The organism is Polaribacter reichenbachii, from assembly GCF_001975665.1.
GTDB lineage: Bacteria > Bacteroidota > Bacteroidia > Flavobacteriales > Flavobacteriaceae > Polaribacter > Polaribacter reichenbachii.
In genome coordinates, this window is record NZ_CP019419.1 from 3,095,296 (window position 1) to 3,120,920 (window position 25,625).

Genomic DNA, 25,625 nt, shown 5'->3' on the forward strand with positions numbered 1-25,625 from the left:
TTTTTATAGCCTGATAATTTTCTGAACTTTATTCTTGTCTAAGTAGTTTTTAACTATGGTTTTAGAAATTTCTTTATTATCGATAGTTGTAAGTACAGATTTTAGAATATCGATATTATTTTCTTGATAAGCTAAATTGGTATAGCCATAACAACAAATGGTATTGTTTTCTATAAGAATAACAGCATTTTCTTCAAGTTCTCTACCTTTATCAATAATTAAAAAGTTCTCATTATTAAAATTTTCTTCAATAAGTTTAAACTTCTTTCTAAAGTTGAATTTTGGAGATATAGCTTCTAATGCTAAGTAGTATTTTAAACGTGTAAATAATTCGTTACCGGTTTTATTATAAGAAACAGAAGTGGCTCTTTCTTGAATTTTTATAGCACGTCTTGTAGTTTTTAGAAATAGTTTATTTATTTCTGACTTTATATTTTTCCCTCTCCCAATAAAAATTACTTTACCATTGGCATCGTGAATGAAGTAAATACCTAAAACTCTCGGAATTTCTTCAATTAAAGTTTTTAATTTTTCTTTTTCAACTCTTTTATCAAAATATTTAATAGAGTTTTGAATGATTTCTTTCTTGGTATCTTTTTCTAATAATAACTTAAATAACTGAATTGTAGCTAAAGCATCTCCATTTGCCCGATGTCTGTCTGCTATTGGTATTCCTAAAGATCTAGTTAATTTACCTAAGCTATAAGAAGGTTGATCTTTAATTAATTCTTGGCTTAATTCTACTGTACATAAAGTGTTTCTTTGATAATCGAAACTTAAACGTTGGAATTCAGTTTTTAAAATACGATAATCGAAAGCGGAATTGTGAGCCACCAAAATACAATCTTTAGTAATTTCTACAATTCTCTTTGCTACTTCAAAAAATTTAGGAGCGTTTTTCAACATTTTACTGTTGATGCCTGTTAGCTTTACTACAAATTGTTGTATTTCTCTTTCAGGATTAACTAAGGATATAAATTGGTCTACAACTTCATGGCCATCAAATCTATAAATAGCAATTTCTGTAATGCCTTCTTCATTAAATTTACCACCAGTTGTTTCAATATCTAATATAGCGTACAAATTCTTTTTCTTTAATTTTTTTTTAAATTTACTGATTATAATTACGATGACCAAATATTGAGCTACCAACTCTTATCATTGTGCTACCATTTTCGATAGCTAATTTATAATCTCCACTCATTCCCATAGAAAGAATATTAAGTTTTGAGTGCTTGGTTCTTAGTTGATTAAAGAAGTTTTTAAGTGATAAAAATTCTTCTTCTAATTGGTTTTTATTATCAGTAAAAGTAGCCATACCCATTAAACCTACAATGTTTATGTTTTCTAATGCAGCTGTTTCTTTTGCTGATAAAATTGCTTCAATTTCGTTAAAAGATAAACCAAATTTAGTCTCTTCTTTGGCAATTTTAGCTTGTAGTAAACAATCTATAATTCGATCGTGTTTTTTAGCTTCTTTGTTAATTACATTTAAAGTCTTTAATTTATCAACTCCGTGAATTAAATCAACAAAATGAGCCATATATTTTACCTTATTACTTTGTAAATGACCAATCATATGCCATTTAATGTCTTTTGGTAAAGCATCATATTTATCAACCATTTCTTGAATTTTATTTTCTCCAAAAATACGCTGACCAGTTTTATAAGCCTCCTGTAAATCTTCTATAGGCTTTGTTTTAGAAACTGCAACTAGAGTTACATTTTCTGGCAAAGTAGCTTTTATTTTTTCTAAATTTTCCTTTATCATTTATAACTTTAAAATTAATCTCGATACAATTTTTATACTATCATTTAAATAAAAATTTAGATCAAAAATTGTATCGAGAGTTTTTATAATTATCTTAATAATTCCACAATTTGTTTAGCCAATTCTAAACCAATTCTGTCTTGAGCTTCTTTGGTTGCTGCACCAATATGTGGTGTTAAAGAAATTTCTGTATTCATTAATAATTGTACTGCAGGTGTAGGTTCTGTTTCAAAAACATCTAAACCAGCAAATTGTACTTTACCACTTTCTATAGCTTTTACTAAATCTACTTCGTTTAAAATACCACCTCTTGCTGCATTTACTATACCAACTCCGTCTTTCATTTTTTCGAACTCAGCTTCAGAAATAATATAATCTTCTTGAGCAGGAACGTGTAATGTAATAAAATCGGATTCTTTTAACAATTCATCTTTATCAATAGTATTAATCTGAAAGCTAATTTTTTGTCCGTTAAAAAAATCTAAAGTAATAGCAGCATCTTCTACTAATTCATCAGTTGCAATAACATTCATACCTAAACCTATACCAATTTTTGCAACTTCTTGACCAATTCTACCAAAACCTATAATACCTAAAGTTTTACCTCTTAGCTCTGTACCTTGAGCATAGGCTTTTTTTAATTCTTTAAAACGTGTATCTCCTTCTAAAGGCATTTCTCTGTTAGATGAATGTAAGAAACGAACCATACCAAATAGATGAGAAAAAACCAATTCTGCAACAGAACTTGAAGATGCAGCTGGTGTGTTTATTACGTGTAAACCATTGTCTATGGCGTAATCTACATCAATATTATCCATACCAACACCACCACGTCCAATTAATTTTAGAGAAGGACAAGCATCTATTAATTCTTGCCTAACTTGTGTTGCACTTCTTACTAAAATTGCATCTATATTGTGTTCGTTTATATAATTTTCTAACTGACTTTGAGCTACTTTTGTTGTTAATACTTCAAAACCTCCTTTTTCTAAAGCATCTATTCCGCTTTTAGAAATTCCATCATTTGCTAATATTTTCATTCTATATTTTTTATTATATAGCCTCAAAGTTTTAAAGTTGCTAAGGTTTGCAGCTTTAACTTTGTAGCTCTGCTACTTTGTTACTTTTTTCTTTCTAACTCTTGCATTACATCAACCAAAGCTTGCACACTATAAAGAGGTAAAGCATTGTACATACTTGCTCTGTAACCACCAACACTTCTGTGTCCATTTATTCCGTTAATACCAGCTTCTGCACAAAGTTTATCGAAAGTTTCTTTATGTTTTTCATCAACTAAAGTAAAAGTAGCGTTCATTGTACTACGATCTTCTTTAGCTACAATTCCTTTAAATAAAGGATTTCTATCTATTTCAGTATATAATAAAGCAGCTTTTTTGTTGTTTACTTCTTCTATAAAAGGAATACCACCTAAATCTTTTAACCATTCTAAAGTTAACATAGAAACATACACAGCAAATACTGGAGGTGTATTAAACATAGAGTCTTTATCTATATGAACTTGGTAGTTTAACATAGAAGGGATTTCTCTTTCTACTTTACCTAAAATATCCTCTTTAATGATTACTAATGTTGTACCTGCAGGACCCATATTTTTTTGAGCACCAGCATAAATTAAATCGAACTTTTCAAAATCTAATTGACGAGAAAAAATATCTGAACTCATATCACAAACCAAAGGAACATTTGTTTCTGGAAACTCGTGTATTTGAGTACCAGCAACTGTATTATTACTTGTACAGTGAAAATAATCTGCATCTTCTGGAATATTAAATCCTTTAGGTATATATGAGAATTTTTTATCTTTAGATGATGCTACTTCAACGACCTCACCAAATAATTTTGCTTCTTTTAAAGACTTTTCAGACCAAGTACCTGTGTTTAAATACGCTGCTTTTTTATTTAATAAGTTATAAGCAACCATTAAAAACTCAGTGCTAGCACCACCTTGCAAAAACAATGCTTTATAACCTTTATTCTCTAAACCTAATAATTTTAAAGCCAAAGAACGCGCTTTTTCCATTACAGCTACAAAAGGTTTACTTCTATGAGATATTTCTATTAACGATAAATTATCATCATTAAAATTTAGTATAGCTTCAGATGCTTTTTGTAATACTTCTTGTGGTAAAATACAAGGCCCCGCACTAAAATTATGTTTTTTCATACTCTTATGTTCAAAATTTTATATTCAATTTTCAAAGTTGAAGTTTTATCAACTTTGTGTTTATTATTATTAAATGGTAGCTAAAAATTCTAACGTATTTACACCATCTGCATAATCTGTTAACTGCGGATGTTGGGTTTGCCCAAAAACAACTTCATTTTCTATAAAGTTTTTGGCAACAATACACTGAATTTTTTCTCTATCTTGATGTAGTTTTATTTTAAGATCGATTTCATTATCATAATACTCATAAAAAATGGTAGCAATAGGTGATGCGTAGCTCTCATCTTCCTTTATCATTAAAAAACCATTTTCTAATAAATCAAATTCGCTCATTAAATATACGGCTTTGTTATAGTCGTAATTATTGGCATATTTTGCATTATTGATAATTTCTTTTTTTTGAAACATTCCGTTAAAGAAAGTTTCAAAACTATAATCTTTAGGTACAAATAATTTAGAAACACTTCTACACCCTAAACCAAAATATTGAAAAACATCGTTAGATAAATTTTCAAAATCTTCAATAGTTTCTTTCCCAGTAATTACAGCCACAGAATTTCTACTTTTTCTGATGATATTAGGCTTATTTTTAAAATAAAACTCAAAATAACGAGCAGTATTGTTACTACCTGTTGCAATTACAGCATCAAAATCGGTTAACTTTTCTTCTGTAAATGTAATTTTACCTTTAAAACTTTCATCTGCATATTCTAGATACTTTGCTAAAAAAGGTAATAAATGTTTATCGTTAGAAGATTGTTTCACTAACACAGAATGCCCAGAAATTAATACGGATAAAAAATCGTGAAAACCAACTAATGGAATGTTACCAGCCATTATTATGGCCACTTTTTTAGATTGAATTTGTTCTAAATTTACACTTTGTGCAAAATCAATTAAATTGTTTTTTGTTAAGCTTTTAGACCAACTATGTAAGCTAAATAGAATGTTATCTTTAGTAAACCAAGAGTTTTTTTCTTGTGCTAATTTAATTTGATGTAAAAAACCATCAAAAAAGATTTCATTATTTTCAATATTATCTTGTTTTTCTATTTTATCAACAGAAAATTGACTTAAAAAGTGGCCTAATTTTGCAAATGCAGTAATTCTATTTTGAATACTATTCATTTATTTTGGTTGTCTATAATTTTGGCTTTATTTTTGCAAAAGCAAAGGTACAAAAACAGAAAAGAAAATTATGGCAATTATAATAACAGATGAATGTATAAATTGTGGGGCTTGCGAACCAGAATGTCCTAATACAGCAATTTACGAAGGTGCAGACGATTGGAAATATTCTGATGGTACAGATTTAAGTGGTGATATTGTTTTGCCAGGAGGAAAAGCAGCTAATGCAGACGAAGATCAAGAACCAGTTTCAGATGAAATTTACTACATTGTTCCAGATAAATGTACAGAATGTAAAGGTTTTCACGATGAGCCACAATGTGCTGCAGTATGTCCTGTAGATTGTTGTGTGCCAGATGAAGATGTTGTAGAAACTGAAGAGTTTTTATTAGAAAAACAAGCATTTATGCACAATGAATAAATAATAAGATTTAATTCAATAAAAAATCCTGAACAATTTTGTTCAGGATTTTTTTTATTTCCATTTTTTAAGATAAAGATTTACTAATTGTCTATTTTTCCAATCTGATTTTTCATAATCATCTAGAGAAATATAAGTTGCTCTTTTTAGAGGTTCATTTTTCTTTTTGGGTTTAACTGTAAATTCTTCTATAACATAACTACTAGATATTAAAACTTCTTTTGTTGTTAAAACATTAACCTCTATTTTTAAATCAAATTTTACTTTTTCTTTTTGTTTAGAGTTTTCTTTAAATTTTATAGGTCTATGTACATAGGCATAATTACCCAAAGTTTCTTTATAGTAAGCTGTATAAACCTTATTATTTTTATTTTTTTCATAATATATATCCACCTTATTTAAATCTTCAGAAGCTTTAATGCCTAATAGCCATTTTAAATTTAAGCTTTGCCCTTTTTTTCCTTCAGCATAAGAGTAAGAAACTTTTGCAATGGTATAATCTTTTGGATCGATAACAATTTTTCCACTAAATTTTGATTTCGATTTTCTAGGCTCAAAATTAACAGTGTAATATAATTTATCTCCTAAAAACTCATTTTTACCTAAAATGTGTTTGTAATATTTTTTGCTTAAAAAATTATTTTTATTATCAATTTTAAAAAAAACAGAATTCCTAATGGCATCATTATAATAGTAAGAAGCGTTGTTTACTATATAACTATTGTCGGTTGCTAAAGAATCTGTCTCTTTTATAATTTCTTTTAAAGAAAGTGAATCTTCAATTTTAAACAAACCAGAACTAATTTTATACGTTTTATTGGTATCTAAGTGTTTTAAAACAATGTTTTGTAAGTCTTTTTGAGCAGTTTCTATAGTAATGTTTTTGTTATTATTTAGAAGTGTAATTCCTTGAACAGTATCTATTTTGGTGTAATTAAAGTCTCTTTTCCATTTTTCAGAATATTTTTTTTGAGATTTTAATACGCCAACATATTCAGTAATTACCTTTGGGTAACTTTCTTTTAATTTTGTAGCATAATCAGTCAATTCTTTTTCTGCTAATTTTCGTGATTTTTTATTTAATAATGTGCTTTTTTCTAATTCTAATTCTAAATTTTTAAAATTGATTTCAGAAAATTCTCTTGTATAAAACTGACTTTTTATTGGGCCAGAAATGCTGTTTTTTTGCATACTATTTTCTGTTTTTATCAAAAGAGAATCTAAATTTATTGTGGATAAATTCAGTTGAATTTCATCTAATTGATTTATGTTTTCAATTAAAAAAACTTTAAATTTTTTCTTTTTTAAATCGGATACAGAAATTGTTTTTGAAATATAACCTAAACAAGAAAATGTAATTGTTTTTATATTTTTTATATCTATTTCATATTCTCCTAGCTTATTTGTTTGAGTACCTGTATTTAAATTGGTTAATATAGCAGCTCCAAATATAGGTTTAGAAGAAATTTGATTGCTGATTTTTCCTTTAATAACTTGAGCATTAAAATTAAATGTAACAGAAATTAATAAAGTAATGAAGAGTAATTTTTTAATCATGTTTGGTTGTTTTTTTTGGAAAAATAATTAATTAGAGAATTCAAAATAAATCAACATATAACTTTAACAAAGTATTATATTTGCATTCTGAAAAAATTATGAACATTTATCTTAAATTAAGTTAAAAGCGTTTATAATACATAATATTACACAATATGAAAGCTGGAATTGTAGGATTACCAAACGTAGGAAAATCGACTTTATTTAATTGTTTATCTAATGCTAAAGCACAAAGTGCAAATTTTCCTTTTTGTACCATAGAGCCAAACTTAGGTATTGTAAATGTGCCAGATACTCGTTTAGAAAAATTAGAAGAATTGGTAAATCCAGAGAGGGTTTTACCTGCTACAGTAGAAATTGTAGATATTGCTGGTTTAGTTAAAGGAGCTAGTAAAGGTGAAGGTTTAGGAAATCAGTTTTTAGCTAATATTCGTGAAACAGATGCTATTTTACACGTTTTACGTTGTTTTGATAATGATAATATTATTCACGTAGATAACTCAATAGACCCTGTTAGAGATAAAGAAACGATTGATATTGAACTACAATTAAAAGATTTAGAAACTGTTCAGAAGCGTTTAGAGCGTGTAAAAAGAACTGCTAAAACAGGTAATAAAGAAGCGCAAGCTGAATTGGTAGTTTTATTAAAAGTTGAAGAAACTTTATTACAAGGAGTTTCTGTGAGAGCTTTAGAATTTTCTGAAAAAGAAATCGAGTTTGTACAATCTTTACAATTTATCACGGCAAAACCAGTGCTTTATGTTTGTAATGTTGATGAAAACTCAGCTGTTTCTGGTAATGATTACGTAGAAAAAGTAAAAGAAGCTGTAAAAGACGAAAATGCTGAGGTTATAGTTTTGGCTGTTGGTACAGAAGCAGATATTACTGAACTAGAAGATTATGAAGAACGCCAAATGTTTTTAGAAGATATTGGCTTAGAAGAAGCTGGTGTTTCTAGATTGGTACGTTCTGCCTATAAATTATTAAACTTACAAACTTATTTTACTGCTGGTGTTAAAGAAGTAAGAGCTTGGACAATTCCTATTGGTTCTACTGCACCGCAAGCTGCAGGTGTTATACATACTGACTTTGAAAAAGGTTTTATTAGAGCAGAAACTATTGCTTATGAGGATTTTGTAACCTTTGGTTCTGAAGCAAAAGTAAAAGAAGCTGGTAAAATGAGAGTAGAAGGTAAAGATTATATTGTTAAAGATGGTGATGTTATGCACTTTAGATTTAACGTATAGATTTTAAATGCATATTTAAATAAAAAAAATCCAATAAATAATTTATTGGATTTTTTTTTATTTTGATGATAATTAGTTGTTTTAATCTTTAAATGACTAAAATATGATGTTGTTAATTAGTTTAATGTTTTAAGGTACTCTAATTTTTATTAAACTGTAGAACAATTCCATTCAACTATAGTTAATTGTTGTCTGTGCTTTTTGACCTAAATTTAGATTTGATAAATAGTATTTTTGAATAACCTTAAAAATTATATATTATGTTTATCCAAATCTTAAATCTTATTTCTTTTAAAGCATTAACTTCTCAAGTTATTGATTATACACTTTTAACAGTTGCTTTCTTTACATTTTTTGTTTTAGTTAACAATGTAATTAATGCTATAAAAGTAGCAAACAGATATAGAGCTTTATCGAGAGTTAAAATTTAATTTTTTAATTTCTTAAATCAATTTAAGAAATAAAATTTTTGTTTTATCAAAGTTAGTATTACAAAAATTTACTCAATCTTCTTAATAATTCAATTCAACCGCTAAATATTACCTTTCGTATAATAAAACAGAATACAATTTAATTAAAATCTATTTTTGAGTAACTTTAAAACTAACTATTATGTTTACTCAAATATTAGATTCAATTTCTTCAGTAGAATTAGCTTCTCAAGCTATAGAATATACAGTTTTAACTACAGCTTTCTTTTCGTTTTTTGTTTTGACAAGTAAAGTGATTAAAGTTATTAAAACCAACGAAAGCCGTAAAGCGTTATTAAATGTTAATATTCAAGGAGAGTATTAATAATAAATCATTACAATTAATTAATAACTGTTTCTTCTCGGCAGTTAATTAAGTCTATAAAGTTTTTATGAACTTCTATGGGAACAGCTATTTGTAATCAATCTATCAGATTAAAAATGCAAGTTGGTTGTTAATATTATTATCTTTCAAAAGTGAAAATAATCTAAGCTTTTTACTTTTTTTAATTCCCTTTAATTCTTTGCCATAATTCTGATACTAATTTTTTAGCATCACTTTTCTTTTTTGGTTCTTCTATAAAAAAAGGAGTTCCGTTTTCATCAACAGTAATCTTATATTTAAAAACAAAATTGGTTGCATTTGGTTTTATACTTAATGTGCCAAATCTTAAATCGTTAAAATATAAAACGCCATCTTTTTTGTTGATTGTATACCACCCTTTAGAAATAGAAATCATTCGTTTTACTTTTTTATGATGCATTAAATTTCCTAACAAGTGATGATTTTTAGGATAGCTAGTAAAATGAATTGGATTTTTATCAAAAAATGAAGAATTACCAATTAAAAATGCATTTTTGGTATTAATATTTGCTGTCCATAAAATTGTGTTAAATGGAGTTGGTTTTGTTTTAATATCAGAATAGATTATGTTTTGCAGTGAAAGTTCTTTTGTAAATTTTTGATAAGAAATTCCTTTTAAAATCAATGTAATTATCAAATAAGAACTGCTAATAATTAATCCTAAATTATTATAAAATCTTCTTTTTTTAGATGCTCTCTTTTTACACATAGCTAAAATCAAAAAAACTAAAAACGGAAGGGTATATAAAGGATCTACAACAAAAACATTTTTAAATGCCAATCGAATATCAAAAGGCCAAAAAAGTTGTGTGCCCCAAGTGGTTTGTGCATCTAAAATGGGATGAGTAATAAAAGTCCAAAAGAAAAACCAAGACCAATTTTTAAAGGATTTGTATTTTTCGTATTTGTTAACTATAAATGAAAAAAAAGGGGCAAAGATTATAGAAAATAGGATAGAGTGAGTAAACCCTCTGTGAATTTCTAAGGCAGTAACTTTATCAGTAAAAAAAGATGAAAGTACATCTAAATCAGGAATTGTACCAGCAATAGCACCATATAACATGGCTTTATTACCAATTTTCCTTCCTAAAACGGCTTCTCCAACTGCAGCACCCAATACTATTTGCGTTAACGAATCCAAGTTTATCTCTATCTATTTTTAATTAATAACTTTTTTTAAACTTTTTTTCTACGGAAAAGTTAATCAAGTTCATAAAGTTTTCGTGAACTCCTAAAGTAACATCTAATTGCAATTGATCTATTAGTTTTAAAATTTGTTCAGATTTAAATTGCAAATCGGGTATAGAAACATATTTTTCGAATAAGCTACCAATACTTTTATAATACAATTGCTCAAAACCATTTAAGTTTTCTGGTTTTTGATCTACATATTCATAAGATTGAATATTAAAAGCCTCTAAAACATCACCCACATAATTGTTGTGTAATATTTGTTTCGGATTCACAATATTCATTTCCTTTATACCTGGTGTTAAAAATGCGTATAAAATTGCTTTTGCAGCAAAATCAACCGGAATTATATTCAAGCCACTTTTTTTATCAACCCAAATTCTAAAATTATCTTTTGCTTTTTTAGCATATTTATCTAAAAATATAGCCCAAGAATAAAAAACATCATATTTAGGAGTTTCAAAAAAAGGTTTATCAATTAATCGACCACATATAATGCTTGGTCTTAAAATCTGAGCATCAATATTTTTTAGATTACAGGTTTCTCTTACAAAACGTTCGCTTTCATATTTTGATTTTTCATAAGGATTTCTAAAATTATTCACTTTATAATCTGCAATAGTATCGTTTACTTTATCATCTTGAATTCCGAAAGAATATGCTGTACTGATGTACAAAAATCGAGTTACAAAATTAGGAATAACCTCTAAAAGATGTTTAGTAACTAAATAGTTTTGAGTGTGTACAGTATCTTTAGAATCGTTGGTATTTAGCAAGTTTGTAGAGCCTGCACAATGTATAACTGTGGTAAAATTATATTGTTGTAAAGTTTCTTTTTTTAGGGTTGATAAATCACCAGAAATAACTGTAATTTTTGCTAAACAATCTTCTAAAGAAAATTGATTTAAAAAATCAGGACGAGATTTATCTTGTAAAATGTTTATTAAACGTTGTTTTGCAGTTTTATTTGTATCTCGAATAACAACAAAAATATGATTTACTTTTTTTTCTACAATTGCTTTATGCAACCATTCAAAAATAATATGACTACCAACAATTCCTGTTCCTCCAGTTAATAAACAATTCATATATATCTTTATATTGAAATAATAGCTGACGAATTTACTTTATAAAAAACAATAACCCCAGAAAGTCTGAGGTTTTATTTAATTTAAATATTTTTTTTATTTTTTGATAAAATCTTTTGGTATGGTAAAAGAATTTCTAAAACCAGTTACAAATTTTATATTGGTAATTTTACCACTACCAATTTTCTTTGTTAAACCTTTCTCTAATCCCCATTCTAAAAACTCCCAATTAGTAGCAAAAGGTACACCATCTATTTGTTTATAATCTAAATATTTTATGGCATGAGGATCTGCTTCGGCTTCTGCTTTAGTTTTACCAGCAGTAACAATATAAGCAACGTGATCTAACATATTATTGTCTTTATTAGTATAGACTATATACCAATCATCAGGTGCATCACCAGTATTAGCCTCAAAAGATAATTTTGCAGTATTAAAAGAATTATTCGCTTCAGAAGTTTTAAAATTATCATCCCATTTTGTTCCATGATCACTTAATTTATAAGGATATAAGAAAAAATAACTCCAAGTATAGGCATGAAAACGAACTCCAGAATTGTCTTTTAAACTAGGAGAAACAAAAACATTTTGTTTATCTACATACATGAAATCTCCGTTTTTGTATGCAATTTTTGCTATATCAGAAGTTGTAGAAATGGTAATATTTGCATTAAAAATTTCATTACCACCAAATTCTATTAAAGCATCAAATTGTATTGCTTCTTGTTTTAAGAAATTGTTTTTGTTGTGAGCAATTTCAATTTTTTCTGCAAAGGTTTTTTCAGCAATTACTTCTTTTGTTTTGTTTGATGTTTCAGTAGTTACAACGTTTTTTTTACAGCTAATTATAAATAACAAACCAGCGAATACTGTAATGATTATTTTTTTCATTTTTTTTATTTGTTTAGTTAAATGATACAATCTTTATGTAATCGATTTATAATTTTAGTCCTTACAAAATAGTTGTTAATTTTTATAAAAAGGTAATTTAACTATAGTTGCTGGTATTGCTTTTTTACGAACCTGAATATTTATTTCTGTTCCAGATTTAGCAAATTGAGTAGGTACATAACCTAAACCAATTCCTTTACTTAAACTTGGGCTCATTGTACCAGAAGTTACGTTACCAATAACATTTCCATTACCATCTACAATATCATAACCTTGTCTTGGAATTCCTCTATCATTTAATTCAAAAGCAACCAAACGTTTTGTAGGTTTTTGTTCTTTTTGTTTTGCTAAAGCATCAGCATTTACAAAGTCTTTGGTAAATTTTGTTATCCAACTTAAACCAGCTTCTATTGGCGATGTTGTATCATCAATATCATTACCATATAAACAATAACCCATTTCTAAACGCAAGGTATCTCTTGCAGCCAAACCAATTGGTTTTATACCATATTCTGCACCAGCTTCAAAAACTTTGTTCCAAATTTGTTCAACTTCAGAGTTTTTACAATAAATTTCGAATCCACCAGAACCTGTATAACCAGTTGCAGAAATAATTACGTTTTCTATACCTGCAAAATCGCCAACTTTAAATTTATAAAAAGGAATTGCTGCTAAATCTAAAGAAGATAGAGACTGCATAGCTTCAACAGCTTTTGGACCTTGAATGGCTAGTAAAGAATAATCTTCTGATAAATCTCTTAATTCTGCTCCAAACTCTTCATTGTACTTGCTAATCCAGTTCCAATCTTTTTCAATATTAGAGGCATTTACAACCAATAAATAAGTATTCTCTTTAATTCGATAACAGATTAAATCATCTACAATTCCGTTTTCTGTGTTTGGAAAACAGCTGTATTGTGCATCTCCAATAGCTAATTTAGAAGCATCGTTAGAGGTGACTTTCTGAATTAAAGCCAAAGCATTATCACCAGAAACTAGAAATTCTCCCATATGACTTACATCAAAAACACCAACTCCATTTCTAACTGTAAGATGTTCTGCTGTAACACCTTCGTAAGAAACTGGCATGTTATAACCAGCAAAAGGTACCATTTTTGCGCCTAAATTTTCGTGAATTTTATGTAATGCAATATTTTTCATTTGTAGATTTCTTTATTAAAAGGCTAAATTATTGAAAAATCCACAATAAACAATCACTAATAATTTGTTAATATTTTTACAGAAAAATAATTAATGTTACATTTGAGAATACAACATAAACAACAGAGCAATGAAGCGCTTAAAATTTACACTCATTTTATTTTTAACAATTTCGTTAAACGGATTTTCACAAACGCCAACCGATTTTTTATCGAAAGAATTTCATAAAGAAAGACGCGATTTGTTGCGCTCTAAAATGCCAGCAAATTCAGTTACTGTAGTTTTTGCAAATCCGCTTAGAAATAGAGCAAATGATGTAGATTATGTTTTTCATCAAGACCCAAACTTTTATTATTTAACAGGTTACAGAGAGCCAAATGGAGTTTTAGTTTTATTTTCTGATGATCAAACTGATGCTGATGGCAATACTTATAACGAAATTTTATACGTGCAAAAAAGAGATAAAAGAGCAGAACAATGGAATGGTAAACGTTTAGGAGTTGAAGGGGCAAAAAATGAATTGGGTTTTAAAATGGCTTTTAATGCATCAGAATTTATAGAATCTAATATAGATTTTAAAAAGTTCGATAAAGTTTTTATAGAAAAATTTAATGACGATTATAGAAATTTAAGTGGTGCAGATGTGTTTGATTTGGTAAAAAGTTTTAAACAGAAATCTGGTTATGACCCAAACATATTTTTATCTCAAATAAAAAAATATGTATATAGTAATGTTGCAGAAACGCCTATTGAAAGCAGTGCAAATGTAATTAGTATTATAGATAGAATGGCAGATCGTTCATCAGAAATTAAAAATGACGAACTTTTAAATAAATATAAATCTGCTGAAAGCGATAAATTAAAAAATGAAATTAAACAAAAAATTTCTTTGGCTTTAAAACCAAAAACCAATATCGATTTAAGTTTTTTATCAGCAAATTTAGCCACAATGCGTGAAGTTAAAACAGCTGCAGAATTAAAATTATTAACCAAAGCTGTTCGAATTTCTGCTGTTGGTCAAATAGAAGTTATGAAAGCTATGAAACCTCATATGTCTGAAACCGAATTGCAAGGAATTCACGAATTTGTGTACAAAAAATATGGTGCAGAATACGAAGGATATCCATCTATAGTAGGTGCAGGTAACAATGGTTGTATTTTACATTATATAGAAAATAACAAAACAAAAGTGGCTAATGATTTAGTTTTAATGGATTTAGGTGCAGAATATAGAGGTTTTACTGCAGATGTTACTCGTACAATACCTGCAAACGGAAAATTTACAAAAGCTCAAAAAGAAATTTATGATTTAGTTTATGAAGCACAAGAAGCCGGAATCGCTTTGTATACAATAGGAGAAAAAATGAGTGCACCAAATCAAGCAGCAAGAAAAATTATTAATCAAGGATTGTTTGAACTAGGTATTATTAAATCTGTAGATGAAAGACATAATTATTTTCCTCATGGAACCTCACATCATATTGGTTTAGATGTGCATGATCCTGGAAATTATAATACATTCGAAGAAAATATGGTGGTTACAATGGAGCCAGGAATTTACATTCCAGAAGGCAGTGCTTGTGATAAAAAATATTGGGGAATAGGTATTAGAATTGAAGATGATATTTTGGTAACCAAAAAAGGCCCAGTAAATTTATCTGCAGAAGCACCAAGAACCACAGAAGAAATTGAAAAAATGATGGCTAAAAAATCTGTTTTAGACGAATTTGTTTTACCGAATTTAGATAAATAATGAGTAAAACTGCAATTATTTTAGGAGCTACAGGTTTAACAGGTAATATTTTACTAAAAAAATTAATTGAAGACAAAGAGTATTCTAAAATTAAATTATTTTCTAGGAATTCAGTTTCTATAAAATCAGAAAAAATTGAAGAATTTATAGTCGATTTATTATCCTTAGAAAAAGAAAGTAAAGATTTTATTGCTGATGAAGTATTTTGCTGTATTGGTACAACAGTAGCAAAAACTAAAGATAAAGAGTTGTACAAAGCCATCGATTATGGAATTCCGGTAACTGCAGCAAAAATTGCCAAAGAAAATGGTATTGCTACCTTTATTGTAATGTCTTCTTTGGGTGCAGATGCAAAAAGTTCTGTTTTTTACAATAGAACAAAAGGAGAAATGGAACGCGATATTTTATGTAAAAAAATTAAGCACACCTATATTTTACGACCTTCGTTAATTGGTGGAGACCGCAAAGAATTTAGATTAGCAGAAAAATTAGGAAAAGGCATTATGCAAATTTTAAATCCATTACTTACAGGCAGTTTAAAAAAATTTAGAATGATTCATCCAGAAAAAATAGCAACTTGTATGCAGGTTTTGGCCAAAACAAAACCAGGAGTAAATATTTTAAGTTCTGATGAAATAGTAGATAAATCGAATAATTAATTATGAGTAAAGAACAACCCAACAATCCATTACATGGAATTAAATTGGCAACAATCTTAGAAGAATTGTATTTAGAATACGGTTGGGAAGAATTAGGTTATGCCTTAAATATTAATGCGTTTAAGAATAACCCAACTTATAAATCTTCATTAAAATTTTTAAGAACTACACCTTGGGCAAGAGAAAAAGTAGAAAAGTTTTACCTAAAAAATATGATTAATTAATTTTCATTAGAAGCTATTTCCAGCTTTTCACTATATCTTTTTTTGAGAAAAACAAAAAAAGGATGTCGTTTCAATCTGGGCTAGACTTGTTTGCCAACACATTTCTTATTAAATTGAATTTACTATTTATTCTCTTCTTTAATCAGCTTTTGAACCTGTTTAATAGTTAGTGTACTGCCATCATGAGACCAACCAGGAGCAGCAAAAGCATACATAAATTTATGATACCAGTTTTTAGATTTTTTCATATCTAACCAAATGTCTTTGTATTCGTGGGTTAATATTACCAATGGATTAAAAGAATTTGGTGGTTTTGTAACTCCGTATTTTATATCAATAGATTCATCTAATTCTTTCCAAGTTCCAAAAATTTTATCAAAAACATTTAAAAATCCACCATGGTTTTTATCCATATATTCAATGTTTTGTGCGTGATGAACTTGGTGCATAGTATGCGTATTCATAAACTTTTCAATAAACCCCAATTTCGGAATATAAACAGAATGTAATTGAAACTGCCATAAAGCTTCTATACCTAAACAAACCACTAACATTTCTGGCGGAAAACCAATTGCAGGAATCCACATATAAAAGAAAGGTTTGTAAAAAATAGTAAACCAACCATTTCTTACAGCTGTACCCAGATTAAAATTATCTGAAGAATGATGTACAATATGTGCAGCCCATAAAAAACGAACATTATGGTTTTGTCTATGAAACCAGTAATAACTAAAATCGTCTAAAAGTTGGCAAACTATCCAAATATACCAAGCATAACCAAAAGAAACATAACCCATAATATTGGTTCTAACACCATCTACAAAAGGGTTAAAAAGCTCGTAAACAAAATTAAAAAGTACAATAGCAGCAATGGTTTTGGTTAGTGGTGCTATAATTGTAGAACCAATACCCATAGTTAAACTAGCAGCTAAATCTTTCCATTTATAAAGGTCTTTTTTTTTCTTTTTCTTGTGATGTTTGCTGTAAGTTAACTCCACTAAAATTAGAGCTAAAAAACAAGGAACACCATATATTAGTGGGTTTGTAAAATCCATTAAAAGTTTGGCTTAGTTTTTTTAGATAGTTAAAATCACTAATATAGGTTAAAGATCAAGATTTTAAGCAATTTATTTTAATAATTGCTTTATATTTAAATAATAATATAAAATATTATTGATTTAATATTTCTAAAACCAGTTCTTTTGTTAAAGGTTGGCCACTAGCCATTTTTTTAATGTTTTCGAAAGTAAAAACAAAATCACAACCTGTTTTGTATTCAGAACAACCATAAGCTGTTTTTCCTTTTAAAATGGTTCCTTTTTTACATTTTGGGCAAGTAATCTTATCAGAAAGTTTATCAACTTTTTTTGTACTTGTAAGTTGTTTTTTTGGCTCTAGTCTTAAATTAAAATTATCATCAAAACGAATTAAACCTTCCACTTTTTTATCTTCAAAAACAAAACCCTTTAAATTGGTTGTACAACCTTTATCAATTAATCTTATAATCTGATTTTCAGAAACTTTCTTGTCGTAAATCTTAAACGGAATTTTAAAATTACAATTATTTTTGTATTCTGAACATCCATAAGCAGAAGAGCCTTTTAAAAGTTTTCCTGTTTTACATTTTGGGCAAGTTTTTCCTGCAACCTGTTTTTTCTTTGATGTTGAACTTGTTTCAGTATTTTTTTTTGTTGAATTCTCGACTGCGCTCGAAATGACAGCAGAAATTCGTTTTTTAGAAGTATTAGAACGCACTTCATAAACCAATTGATCTACCATTTTTTTCATATTATTTATGAAAGTTCCTGCGTTAAATTCACCACGTTCAATTTCCTTTAAACGTTTTTCCCATCTACCAGTTAATTCAGCAGATTTTAGCAGTTCATTATCAATAATATTAATTAAGTCAATTCCTGTTTGTGTTGGTAAAACCAATTTTTTCTTACGTTCTATATATTTTCTTCTGAATAAAGTTTCAATAATACTTGCTCTGGTTGATGGTCTTCCAATTCCGTTTTCTTTCATCAACTCACGCATTTCATCATCATCTACTTGTTTACCAGCAGTTTCCATTGCTCTTAATAAACTAGCTTCTGTGTAGTTTCTTGGTGGTTTTGTTTCTTTTTCTAAAAAAGAAGGTTCGTGTTTTCCTTTTTCTCCTTTTGTAAAAGAAGGTAAAGTTGCAGCAGCATTCAGCTCTTTTTTAATTGATGATTCTTTCTTTTCAAAAACAATTCGCCAACCTTTATTTATAATTTCTTTACCAGTAGTTTTAAAAGGCACTTCTGCAGCTTTACCTATTACAGAAGTATTAGAAACATCAGAATCTGGATAAAATACTGCAATAAATCTGCGAGTTATAATATCGTAAACTTGTTGCTGATTGTATTGTAAATTCCCCTGAATTCCTGTGGGAATAATTGCGTGATGATCTGTTACTTTTTTATCATCAAAAACACGTTTTGTTTTCTTTATTTTTTTACCTAAAAGCGGTTGAGTAAGTTCGCTATAATTGGTTAATTTAGATAATATTCCGTGAATTTTAGGATACAAATCATTTGGTAAAAAAGTAGTATCAACTCTTGGGTAAGTTACTACTTTCATTTCGTACAACTTCTGAACGATTTTCAACGTTTCATCCGCAGAAAATCCGAATTTATTGTTACAATATACTTGTAAACCTGTTAAATCAAAAAGTTTAGGTGCGTATTCTTTACCTTTCTTTTTTGTAACAGAAACAATTTCAAAGTCAGATTGTGCAACTTTGTCTGCTAAAACTTGTCCATCTTCCTTTTTTAAAAAACGCCCATCTTCGTAATTAAAAAGTGTATTTCTGTAGGTTGTTTGTAACTCCCAATAAGGTTGTGGCTTAAAATTCTGTATTTCAAAATAACGATTCACTAACATTGCTAGAGTAGGAGTTTGTACTCTACCCACTGACAAAACCTGTTTGTAACCACCAAATTTTACAGTATATAATCGAGTTGCATTTAAACCTAAAAGCCAATCTCCAATTGCTCTAGAATAACCTGCGTAATATAAATTATCGTATTTTTCTGAGGATTCTAAATTGTTAAATCCGTCTTTAATCGCTTCTTCAGTTAAAGAAGAAATCCATAAACGTTGTACTTTTCCTTTGTAATTACATTGATTAATTACCCATCTTTGTATCAATTCTCCTTCTGTTCCTGCATCACCACAATTGATAACAACATCTGCTTTTTCGAATAAAGATTTTACAATATTAAATTGTTTTTTAATTCCAGAATCGCCTGTAACTTTAGTATCAAAACGTTCTGGTAACATTGGTAAGTTGTTCAAATCCCAACTTTTCCAATGCGGTTTGTAATCTTTAGGTTCTAAAAGTGTGCATAAATGTCCAAAAGTATAGGTTACTGCATAACCATTTCCTTCATAAAAACCATCACGTTTTGTGTTGGCTCCTAGAATATTAGCAATTTCTCTTGCTACACTTGGTTTTTCGGCTATACAGACTTTCAAGATTTAATAATATTTTTAAAAAGGTAAATAATCATCTTCATTTTCTTCATTTGAATAGTCTGTAAAACTACCAAGACCTGGTTTAATTAGCAAAGACTCTTCCAAATAATTATACAAATTTGATACAGTTGAAGTTGGGCTATAATATCTATTTAGTTCAACTTCAACTGTATCAAATTCAGTAAATTGATAGAAATCATCGTAAAAATCATCATCGTTATAATCGAAGTCATTACTTTTTATGGGTTCAGGGTAATGTGTGGTAGTATTTTCTACTATGTTTATTTTAACAATATGATCCCAATCTTTAGATTCAATAGGGGAGAAATCATATATAAAATCTTCAAAAATATTTTTTTTAAAAAAATAATAAACTTCATTCAAATAACTTAAAGAATCATTTACTACTTCCTCGTTTTTAACTGTTAACAAATAATCGTATTCGATGTTAAATAATTCATCAAATAAAGATTCAACTTTATTTTTAAAATAATTTATTTTTTTTCTATGATTAGAATCCCTATGATTTTCATTTATATAATTTTTTAAATTAAAATCATAATGATTGTTTATTAGTTTTACACGTTCTAATAAATCTTGAATTTCTTCATAGTCATTTATATAGTTAAAAAAAACTGTGTTGGATAATTTACATAGTGTTTTATTAATTTTAGTGTCTCCAATTGCATTCTTGAACAAAAATTTGAAGAAGAAAAAAGTATAACTATTTCTTTCATATATAAAATCCCAATCTTTAATTGATTTAAGTAATTTTATAACTAAACTGTTTTTTTTATCAGTGTAATAATAAATAAAAATTGATGTTAAAAAAATAGATTCTTGATTGGTACAATATTTTTTATAATTTTTTAAAAAGTAAACAGAATAATTTTTATTCAATTCTTTAAAATTATTTTTTTTGAAAAAAAACCAAAACCATTGCTCAATATTTGGAGAAGATTTTATAATACTTTCTTTTTCAAATTCATTATCTTCTATAAAATAATTAAGAAAATCTTGTAACGATGGGTTGATAAAAGAAATTTCCACTTCATCTTTTGAGAACCTATTTATTAAAAGAAAACCATTATTTAAAACTCTGAGAGACTTGTTGAAAGAATTTAGGGGTTTTGTATAATTGTTATGTTGTACTTCATAATTTAATCTTGAATTATAATGACTTTCTAAAACAGATTTATTGCACTTAAAATTTAAAGAATATAATGTGTTTAAAAGAAACCTATCATAATCAGATATCTGATTTAAATATGCGTGTCTCCATATTTCTTTAGGATTGTTTAAATTATCAAAAATAAATTCTTCAAATTTTTCTGCCTCAAAAAAAGAATTAATTTTAGAAGTGAAAAATTCGATAATTCTAGGAGAAAAATTCTTATGGATACATATTTTGTGTGCATATTTATTTAGTACCTCAAGGTTTTTTTTATCTAAATTTGACTCTAAAATATGTAAATCTAGAATTCTTCTTTTAACTCCATAGCTATAAGATTTAATTTCAATTCTAGATTCATAATTTAAAATATTCCTTCTTTTATACCTTTCAGATTCTTCAATGACAGATGAAAGAATAAATTTTCTAGTATTTAGAATTAAATATTTGTTTTCTGAATCTTCAATCAAGTTTAGGGTTTTTATGATAAAATTCTCAGAAGCTTTAGCTTTTGAAATTTCTGCTTGAGTATGACCTAAGAAGTCATCAAAATAAAAAACTTGTTTGCTATTATCATTTTTAAGGACATCTTCAATTTCTCTTATTGAATCATATATTATATTAATTTGATATTCTTTTCTTATAAAATCATATATAATTATATCAGAAACAGTTGTTTTTCCAACTCCAGGTTCACCAGTAATAATAACAAATTTGTTTTGTTTTAATACTCTTAAAGCTTCATTAAAAGAGGAAGTAGGAACATAAAGTCTTAGTTTTTTCTGAAGAAAATTATTTTGAAATTGTTTTCTTCTCCCTTCGAATTTATAATTTGCAATATTCCTTAAAGCTGCTGAACTTGAAAACCATAATTTAAAATGCTTGTCTTCAATACTTTTATTTTTTGTAAGTAATGAGTTTAAATCTTCACGACCTAAAATATCATTTGTTGATCTTATATATTTATCAAAAATTGTTATAATTTCTTTTTTGTCAGTAATACTTAGTTCACAAGAAGTCGCAATTATATATTTTTTGGGATTAAGTAGTTTTATTTTTGGTAATTCATATTTCTTTAAATCATACTTTAATTTTGAAATTGGACTTTTTATATAATGCTTAACTTGTACTATTGTATTTGTTCCATCATTTTTTTCTAAAAGTAAATCTACACCTTTATCTTTACCAGGCTTAAAAAGCTGAAAAAAAACAGGTGAATTTTCTAACTTACTGTTTAATAGGTCACAAACAAGGTTTTCAAATTCAAATGAATTTAATGTTGAAAAATCATACATAGCAAGAAATTTATAATGAAAATACGAAATTCAATATCAAATAAACGAATTATTAAGGTTTATCTTTCCAAAGCCAATTGAATTCTCTTCCTCACTATATCAAAATCTAAAACTTTAACTATAATTGGCTGTTGTAAAGAAACAATAATATTTATGTTTTTCATAAAAAGATCAGATAAATTAGAATGTTTAACTAAATCATTTTTTATTCATTTTTAAATGAAATACAGAAAAGAATAGTATCAATAGAAAGTGTGTTTATCTTTGCATAAATTTATAATATGTCAAAAACGTTTTCTGATTTAGGAATTCATCAACAAATACAACAAAGCCTAACTGATTTAAAAATTTCTGTACCTACAGATATTCAAGAAAAAGTAATTCCTGTAATTTTAAATAAAAAAGACGATGTTGTTGCTTTAGCAAAAACAGGAACAGGTAAAACAGCTGCTTTTGGTTTGCCTTTATTACAATTGATTGATACAGAGAACGCTAATATACAAGCAGTAATTTTAGCGCCAACTAGAGAATTAGGGCAACAAATTCATAGCAATTTAGAATCTTTTGCATCTAATATTCCAGAAATATCAATTGCAGTTGTTTGTGGAGGAATACCTATAAAACCTCAAATTGAAAGATTAAAAAAAACAACTCATATTGTAGTTGCTACTCCTGGAAGGTTGGCAGACTTGGTAAAGCGTGAAGCGATCAACATTAAAAATATTTATTATTTTATTTTAGATGAAGCTGATGAAATGGTTAGCGCTTTAAAAGAAGGATTAGATGCAATTATAACTGAAATACCTAAAAAAAGAAGAACGCTATTATTTACTGCTACAATGCCAGGTGCAATTAGGCAAATGGTTAATAATTATATGGCTAAAAATGTTGTTCAGATTGAAGCTGATATGAAAACTATTGGACATCAGGGAATTGAACATCAATATGTAGTTGTAGAACCAATTGAAAAATTAGAAGTTTTATTGCATTTTTTAAATTCTAAAGAAGGAAAAAGGGGAATTATTTTTTGTAAAACTAAGGCTGCCGTTAATAAATTAGCTAAAAATTTAGCGATTAATAAATTTTCATCTGGTGCAATTCACGGAAGTTTAACCCAGGGAATTCGTGACAGAATTATGGGGCAATTTCGAGAAGGACATATAGATATTTTAATAGCTACAGATTTAGCAGCAAGAGGAATTGATGTTAAAGAAGTTGAGTATGTGGTAAATTATCATTTGCCAGATACTTATGATGCTTATGTACATAGAAGTGGAAGAACTGCAAGAGCAGGAGCAAAGGGGCTATCTTTAACGGTTTTACAACAAGAAGAAGTGGTTGATATTGCCGATTTTGAAAAAGAATTAGGAATTTCATTTTCGAGATATGAAAAAGCAGATGCACAAAGTATAGAAGAAAACAATGGACTAATTTGGGCAAAGAAAATATTTAAAACAAAACCAAATAAAACGGTTTCAGAAGATTTTAAACGAAAAGTTAGTACTGTTTTTCATCATTTAACCAAAGAAGAATTAGTAGAAAAAGTGTTGGCAGATTATTTAGCTAGAACTACAACTAAAGTTTCTAAAGAGGAAAATTCTAAAAAGAAAAAGAGAAAATAATATTTTTGGTTTTATAATGAGCGAGTATAAAGAAAATCCTGAAATTACATCTTGTATTAAAACAATACAGCGTTTGTTGGATGATACAAATCAGTTATTTGAAATTCCTGAAGAACAAAGAATTGCACTTTTTAAAGTTGCTGGCGAATTATCTCGTCCAAACAGAGATGAGTTTCAACGACGTAGAAAAGATGCCAAAAAAGCAGCAAAACGCAAAAAACAAGAAAGTGATAAGCACGCACGAAAATCGACTGGAATTCGTTCTGCAAGAGAATCTGCCTTATTTGTGGCTCCAAAGTTATTAGGAGCTGCTCAAATAAATGAAGATACTCCAGAATTAGAATCGCCTAGAAATTGTTATGTATGTAAAACTGTTTTTACCAAATTGCATCATTTTTATGATACAATGTGTACAGATTGTGGAGATTTAAATTATGCAAAACGTTTTCAAACTACAGATTTAAAAGGTCAAGTTGCAGTAATTACAGGTTCTCGTTTAAAAATAGGTTATCATATTACTTTAATGTCTTTACGTTCTGGAGCAACTGTTATTGCTACTACTCGTTTTCCTGCAGATTCTGCCATTCGTTTTGCTAAAGAAGAAGATTATAACGATTGGAGTCATCGTTTGCACATTCACGGTTTAGATTTAAGACACATACCAAGTGTAGAGATTTTCTGTAATTATATAGAACAGAAATATGATAGATTAGATATTCTTATTAATAATGCTGCACAAACAGTAAGAAGACCATCAGGTTTTTATAGCCATATGATGGAAAATGAAAAGAAACCAATTGATCAATTACCAAAACTAGCACAAACTTTATTAAAAAACCATAATGAATGTTTACAGGAAATTTCGGATTTAAGTATTTCATCAACAAAAACAGCCAAAAATAATGTGTTGCCTGTAACTTGGCACGGACCAGAACCTGGTATTGGTTTAAGAAACTCTGCTGAATTATCTCAAATTCCTTATAGTTTTGATAACTCTTTACAAACATCAGAAGTTTTTCCTGAAGGTAAATTAGACGCAGATTTACAGCAAGTAGATTTAAGAAAAACCAATAGTTGGCGTTTAAAATTAGGTGAAATTGAAACTACAGAAATGGTGGAAGTACAATTGGTAAATGCTGTTGCTCCTTTTGTGTTGTGCAATCGTTTATCTAATTTAATGATGAAAGAAAATACTGGTAAAAAACACATTATCAATGTTTCTGCAATGGAAGGTAAGTTTCATCGATTTAAAAAAGTAGACAGACATCCGCATACAAATATGGCAAAAGCGGCTTTAAATATGTTAACTCATACATCTTCTGCAACTTTTGCTAAAAAAGGTATTTTTATGAATGCTGTAGATACAGGTTGGGTTACAGATGAAGATCCTGCAGAATTATCTAAAAAGAAACAAGAAGTGCACGATTTTCAGCCACCTTTAGATATTGTAGATGGTGCAGCAAGAGTTATGGATCCTTTAATTGATGGTATAAATACTGGTAAACATTGGTCTGGAAAGTTTTTGAAAGACTATTTTCCTATTGATTGGTAATTTTTTTTGAAGCTATTTCCTGCTTTCCATTTTATCTTTTTGCTAAAAAAAGCAAAAAGGATGTCATTTCAATCAGGGCTAAACTTGTTTGCTAAGTTTATTTCACTAAAGCCAATTGAATGCTATTCCTAATAACATCAATTTTTAAAACTTTTGGAATAATTTGTTGTTCTAAAGCCAAATAATATTGAAAAATTTTTATTTATAATGCTTAAGAAAAATGTGTTTTATTTCAATTTTGAAAGCTTTTTTTTCATGTCTTCCCAAGAGACTTTTTTCTTTTTATTTAATTCATTAACCTCTTGTTGAATTTCATTTTTTTGAAAATCACTTAAGTCATCCCAAGAATCTGATTTTTCTTTTTTTGTCAT

At 27.9% G+C, this 25,625-nt stretch carries 23 protein-coding genes; 9 read left to right on the forward strand and 14 right to left on the reverse strand.

Annotated features, from left to right (window positions below):
- Nucleotides 1-3: 3 nt before the first annotated feature.
- The 5 genes from BW723_RS13185 to BW723_RS13205 form a co-directional block, all read right to left on the reverse strand.
- A complete protein-coding gene (locus tag BW723_RS13185) occupies nt 4-1,083 on the reverse strand; it encodes an exonuclease domain-containing protein (RefSeq protein WP_068360173.1) in 1,080 nt (359 codons plus the stop codon).
- Between the two features lie 28 nt (nt 1,084-1,111).
- Nucleotides 1,112-1,771, reverse strand: a complete 660-nt coding sequence (locus BW723_RS13190; RefSeq protein ID WP_068360171.1) for a YggS family pyridoxal phosphate-dependent enzyme — start codon at nt 1,769-1,771, stop codon at nt 1,112-1,114.
- A gap of 89 nt (nt 1,772-1,860) precedes the next feature.
- The gene (locus BW723_RS13195; protein WP_068360169.1) at nt 1,861-2,811 is read right to left on the reverse strand and encodes a D-2-hydroxyacid dehydrogenase; all 951 of its coding nucleotides are present in this window, start codon (nt 2,809-2,811) and stop codon (nt 1,861-1,863) included.
- A gap of 80 nt (nt 2,812-2,891) precedes the next feature.
- On the reverse strand, nt 2,892-3,956 hold the full coding sequence (gene serC / locus BW723_RS13200; RefSeq protein ID WP_068360167.1) for a 3-phosphoserine/phosphohydroxythreonine transaminase: 1,065 nt from the start codon (nt 3,954-3,956) through the stop codon (nt 2,892-2,894).
- 69 nt (nt 3,957-4,025) lie between these two features.
- On the reverse strand, nt 4,026-5,087 hold the full coding sequence (locus BW723_RS13205) for an acyl-CoA reductase (protein ID WP_068360165.1): 1,062 nt from the start codon (nt 5,085-5,087) through the stop codon (nt 4,026-4,028).
- Nucleotides 5,088-5,157: 70 nt separating this feature from the next.
- Here BW723_RS13205 and BW723_RS13210 point away from each other — a divergent pair, with 70 nt between their 5' ends.
- Complete coding sequence (locus tag BW723_RS13210; RefSeq protein ID WP_068360164.1) at nt 5,158-5,508, forward strand: 4Fe-4S dicluster domain-containing protein; 351 nt, start codon at nt 5,158-5,160, stop codon at nt 5,506-5,508.
- Between the two features lie 54 nt (nt 5,509-5,562).
- On the opposite strand, the gene BW723_RS13215 is transcribed toward BW723_RS13210, so the two are convergent.
- The gene (locus BW723_RS13215; protein WP_068360163.1) at nt 5,563-7,065 is read right to left on the reverse strand and encodes a carboxypeptidase-like regulatory domain-containing protein; all 1,503 of its coding nucleotides are present in this window, start codon (nt 7,063-7,065) and stop codon (nt 5,563-5,565) included.
- A gap of 155 nt (nt 7,066-7,220) precedes the next feature.
- Between BW723_RS13215 and ychF the strand changes: the two genes are divergently transcribed.
- The 3 genes from ychF to BW723_RS13225 all read left to right on the forward strand — a co-directional run bounded on the left by ychF (nt 7,221) and on the right by BW723_RS13225 (nt 9,107).
- Nucleotides 7,221-8,312, forward strand: a complete 1,092-nt coding sequence (gene ychF / locus BW723_RS13220) for a redox-regulated ATPase YchF (protein ID WP_068360161.1) — start codon at nt 7,221-7,223, stop codon at nt 8,310-8,312.
- A 260-nt stretch (nt 8,313-8,572) separates the two neighbouring features.
- Entirely contained in the window at nt 8,573-8,743 is a 171-nt protein-coding gene (locus BW723_RS17770; protein ID WP_157578340.1) for a hypothetical protein, read from the forward strand.
- Between the two features lie 181 nt (nt 8,744-8,924).
- A complete protein-coding gene (locus BW723_RS13225; protein ID WP_068360159.1) occupies nt 8,925-9,107 on the forward strand; it encodes a hypothetical protein in 183 nt (60 codons plus the stop codon).
- A gap of 181 nt (nt 9,108-9,288) precedes the next feature.
- Here BW723_RS13225 and BW723_RS13230 read toward each other — a convergent pair whose 3' ends face one another.
- The 4 genes from BW723_RS13230 to gcvT all read right to left on the reverse strand — a co-directional run bounded on the left by BW723_RS13230 (nt 9,289) and on the right by gcvT (nt 13,477).
- Nucleotides 9,289-10,287 carry a metal-dependent hydrolase gene (locus BW723_RS13230; protein WP_068360158.1) on the reverse strand — a complete coding sequence of 333 codons (999 nt, stop codon included), beginning with the start codon at nt 10,285-10,287 and terminating at the stop codon, nt 9,289-9,291.
- 22 nt (nt 10,288-10,309) lie between these two features.
- Nucleotides 10,310-11,425 carry an SDR family oxidoreductase gene (locus BW723_RS13235; protein WP_068360156.1) on the reverse strand — a complete coding sequence of 372 codons (1,116 nt, stop codon included), beginning with the start codon at nt 11,423-11,425 and terminating at the stop codon, nt 10,310-10,312.
- A gap of 96 nt (nt 11,426-11,521) precedes the next feature.
- Complete coding sequence (locus tag BW723_RS13240; RefSeq protein WP_068360653.1) at nt 11,522-12,316, reverse strand: hypothetical protein; 795 nt, start codon at nt 12,314-12,316, stop codon at nt 11,522-11,524.
- 75 nt (nt 12,317-12,391) lie between these two features.
- The gene (gene gcvT, locus BW723_RS13245; RefSeq protein WP_068360155.1) at nt 12,392-13,477 is read right to left on the reverse strand and encodes a glycine cleavage system aminomethyltransferase GcvT; all 1,086 of its coding nucleotides are present in this window, start codon (nt 13,475-13,477) and stop codon (nt 12,392-12,394) included.
- A 130-nt stretch (nt 13,478-13,607) separates the two neighbouring features.
- On the opposite strand from gcvT, the gene BW723_RS13250 reads away from it, so the two are divergent.
- Genes BW723_RS13250 through BW723_RS13260 form a run of 3 tightly spaced genes read left to right on the forward strand, consistent with a single transcriptional unit; the run spans nt 13,608 to nt 16,113 of the window.
- Entirely contained in the window at nt 13,608-15,230 is a 1,623-nt protein-coding gene (locus BW723_RS13250) for an aminopeptidase P N-terminal domain-containing protein (protein ID WP_068360154.1), read from the forward strand.
- Nucleotides 15,230-15,889, forward strand: coding sequence for an NAD(P)H-binding protein (locus tag BW723_RS13255; protein ID WP_068360153.1), 660 nt, complete (start codon nt 15,230-15,232; stop codon nt 15,887-15,889). The genes BW723_RS13250 and BW723_RS13255 overlap by 1 nt, the downstream gene beginning before the upstream one ends.
- Nucleotides 15,890-15,891: 2 nt before the next feature.
- Nucleotides 15,892-16,113 (forward strand): VF530 family protein, encoded by a 222-nt coding sequence (locus BW723_RS13260; protein ID WP_068360152.1) that lies wholly within the window; start codon nt 15,892-15,894, stop codon nt 16,111-16,113.
- 122 nt (nt 16,114-16,235) lie between these two features.
- Here the strand turns inward: BW723_RS13260 and BW723_RS13265 are convergent, their stop codons facing one another.
- The 3 genes from BW723_RS13265 to BW723_RS13275 all read right to left on the reverse strand — a co-directional run bounded on the left by BW723_RS13265 (nt 16,236) and on the right by BW723_RS13275 (nt 22,080).
- A complete protein-coding gene (locus BW723_RS13265) occupies nt 16,236-17,168 on the reverse strand; it encodes a sterol desaturase family protein (RefSeq protein WP_068360151.1) in 933 nt (310 codons plus the stop codon).
- 115 nt (nt 17,169-17,283) lie between these two features.
- Nucleotides 17,284-19,614, reverse strand: coding sequence for a DNA topoisomerase 3 (locus BW723_RS13270; RefSeq protein ID WP_068360148.1), 2,331 nt, complete (start codon nt 19,612-19,614; stop codon nt 17,284-17,286).
- A 15-nt stretch (nt 19,615-19,629) separates the two neighbouring features.
- Nucleotides 19,630-22,080 carry an nSTAND3 domain-containing NTPase gene (locus tag BW723_RS13275; RefSeq protein WP_076686400.1) on the reverse strand — a complete coding sequence of 817 codons (2,451 nt, stop codon included), beginning with the start codon at nt 22,078-22,080 and terminating at the stop codon, nt 19,630-19,632.
- 281 nt (nt 22,081-22,361) lie between these two features.
- Here BW723_RS13275 and BW723_RS13280 point away from each other — a divergent pair, with 281 nt between their 5' ends.
- Together BW723_RS13280 and BW723_RS13285 are read left to right on the forward strand one after the other, a co-directional pair.
- The gene (locus BW723_RS13280) at nt 22,362-23,702 is read left to right on the forward strand and encodes a DEAD/DEAH box helicase (protein WP_068360138.1); all 1,341 of its coding nucleotides are present in this window, start codon (nt 22,362-22,364) and stop codon (nt 23,700-23,702) included.
- Nucleotides 23,703-23,718: 16 nt separating this feature from the next.
- On the forward strand, nt 23,719-25,254 hold the full coding sequence (locus tag BW723_RS13285; protein ID WP_068360135.1) for an SDR family NAD(P)-dependent oxidoreductase: 1,536 nt from the start codon (nt 23,719-23,721) through the stop codon (nt 25,252-25,254).
- Nucleotides 25,255-25,481: 227 nt separating this feature from the next.
- Here the strand turns inward: BW723_RS13285 and BW723_RS17775 are convergent, their stop codons facing one another.
- Nucleotides 25,482-25,625, reverse strand: a complete 144-nt coding sequence (locus BW723_RS17775; RefSeq protein ID WP_157578341.1) for a hypothetical protein — start codon at nt 25,623-25,625, stop codon at nt 25,482-25,484.

Bases quoted from the DNA above. Each gene is read 5' to 3' on its own strand.
- BW723_RS13205 (WP_068360165.1), bottom strand. From the start codon at position 5,087: ATGAATAGTATTCAAAATAGAATTACTGCATTTGCAAAATTAGGCCAC.
- BW723_RS13190 (WP_068360171.1), bottom strand. From the start codon at position 1,771: ATGATAAAGGAAAATTTAGAAAAAATAAAAGCTACTTTGCCAGAAAAT.
- BW723_RS13215 (WP_068360163.1), bottom strand. From the start codon at position 7,065: ATGATTAAAAAATTACTCTTCATTACTTTATTAATTTCTGTTACATTT.
- BW723_RS13275 (WP_076686400.1), bottom strand. From the start codon at position 22,080: ATGTATGATTTTTCAACATTAAATTCATTTGAATTTGAAAACCTTGTT.
- BW723_RS13225 (WP_068360159.1), top strand. From the start codon at position 8,925: ATGTTTACTCAAATATTAGATTCAATTTCTTCAGTAGAATTAGCTTCT.
- BW723_RS13250 (WP_068360154.1), top strand. From the start codon at position 13,608: ATGAAGCGCTTAAAATTTACACTCATTTTATTTTTAACAATTTCGTTA.
- BW723_RS17775 (WP_157578341.1), bottom strand. From the start codon at position 25,625: ATGACAAAAAAAGAAAAATCAGATTCTTGGGATGACTTAAGTGATTTT.
- BW723_RS13195 (WP_068360169.1), bottom strand. From the start codon at position 2,811: ATGAAAATATTAGCAAATGATGGAATTTCTAAAAGCGGAATAGATGCT.
- BW723_RS13235 (WP_068360156.1), bottom strand. From the start codon at position 11,425: ATGAATTGTTTATTAACTGGAGGAACAGGAATTGTTGGTAGTCATATT.
- BW723_RS13240 (WP_068360653.1), bottom strand. From the start codon at position 12,316: ATGAAAAAAATAATCATTACAGTATTCGCTGGTTTGTTATTTATAATT.
- BW723_RS13280 (WP_068360138.1), top strand. From the start codon at position 22,362: ATGTCAAAAACGTTTTCTGATTTAGGAATTCATCAACAAATACAACAA.
- ychF (WP_068360161.1), top strand. From the start codon at position 7,221: ATGAAAGCTGGAATTGTAGGATTACCAAACGTAGGAAAATCGACTTTA.
- BW723_RS13285 (WP_068360135.1), top strand. From the start codon at position 23,719: ATGAGCGAGTATAAAGAAAATCCTGAAATTACATCTTGTATTAAAACA.
- BW723_RS13255 (WP_068360153.1), top strand. From the start codon at position 15,230: ATGAGTAAAACTGCAATTATTTTAGGAGCTACAGGTTTAACAGGTAAT.
- BW723_RS13210 (WP_068360164.1), top strand. From the start codon at position 5,158: ATGGCAATTATAATAACAGATGAATGTATAAATTGTGGGGCTTGCGAA.
- BW723_RS17770 (WP_157578340.1), top strand. From the start codon at position 8,573: ATGTTTATCCAAATCTTAAATCTTATTTCTTTTAAAGCATTAACTTCT.
- gcvT (WP_068360155.1), bottom strand. From the start codon at position 13,477: ATGAAAAATATTGCATTACATAAAATTCACGAAAATTTAGGCGCAAAA.
- serC (WP_068360167.1), bottom strand. From the start codon at position 3,956: ATGAAAAAACATAATTTTAGTGCGGGGCCTTGTATTTTACCACAAGAA.
- BW723_RS13260 (WP_068360152.1), top strand. From the start codon at position 15,892: ATGAGTAAAGAACAACCCAACAATCCATTACATGGAATTAAATTGGCA.
- BW723_RS13265 (WP_068360151.1), bottom strand. From the start codon at position 17,168: ATGGATTTTACAAACCCACTAATATATGGTGTTCCTTGTTTTTTAGCT.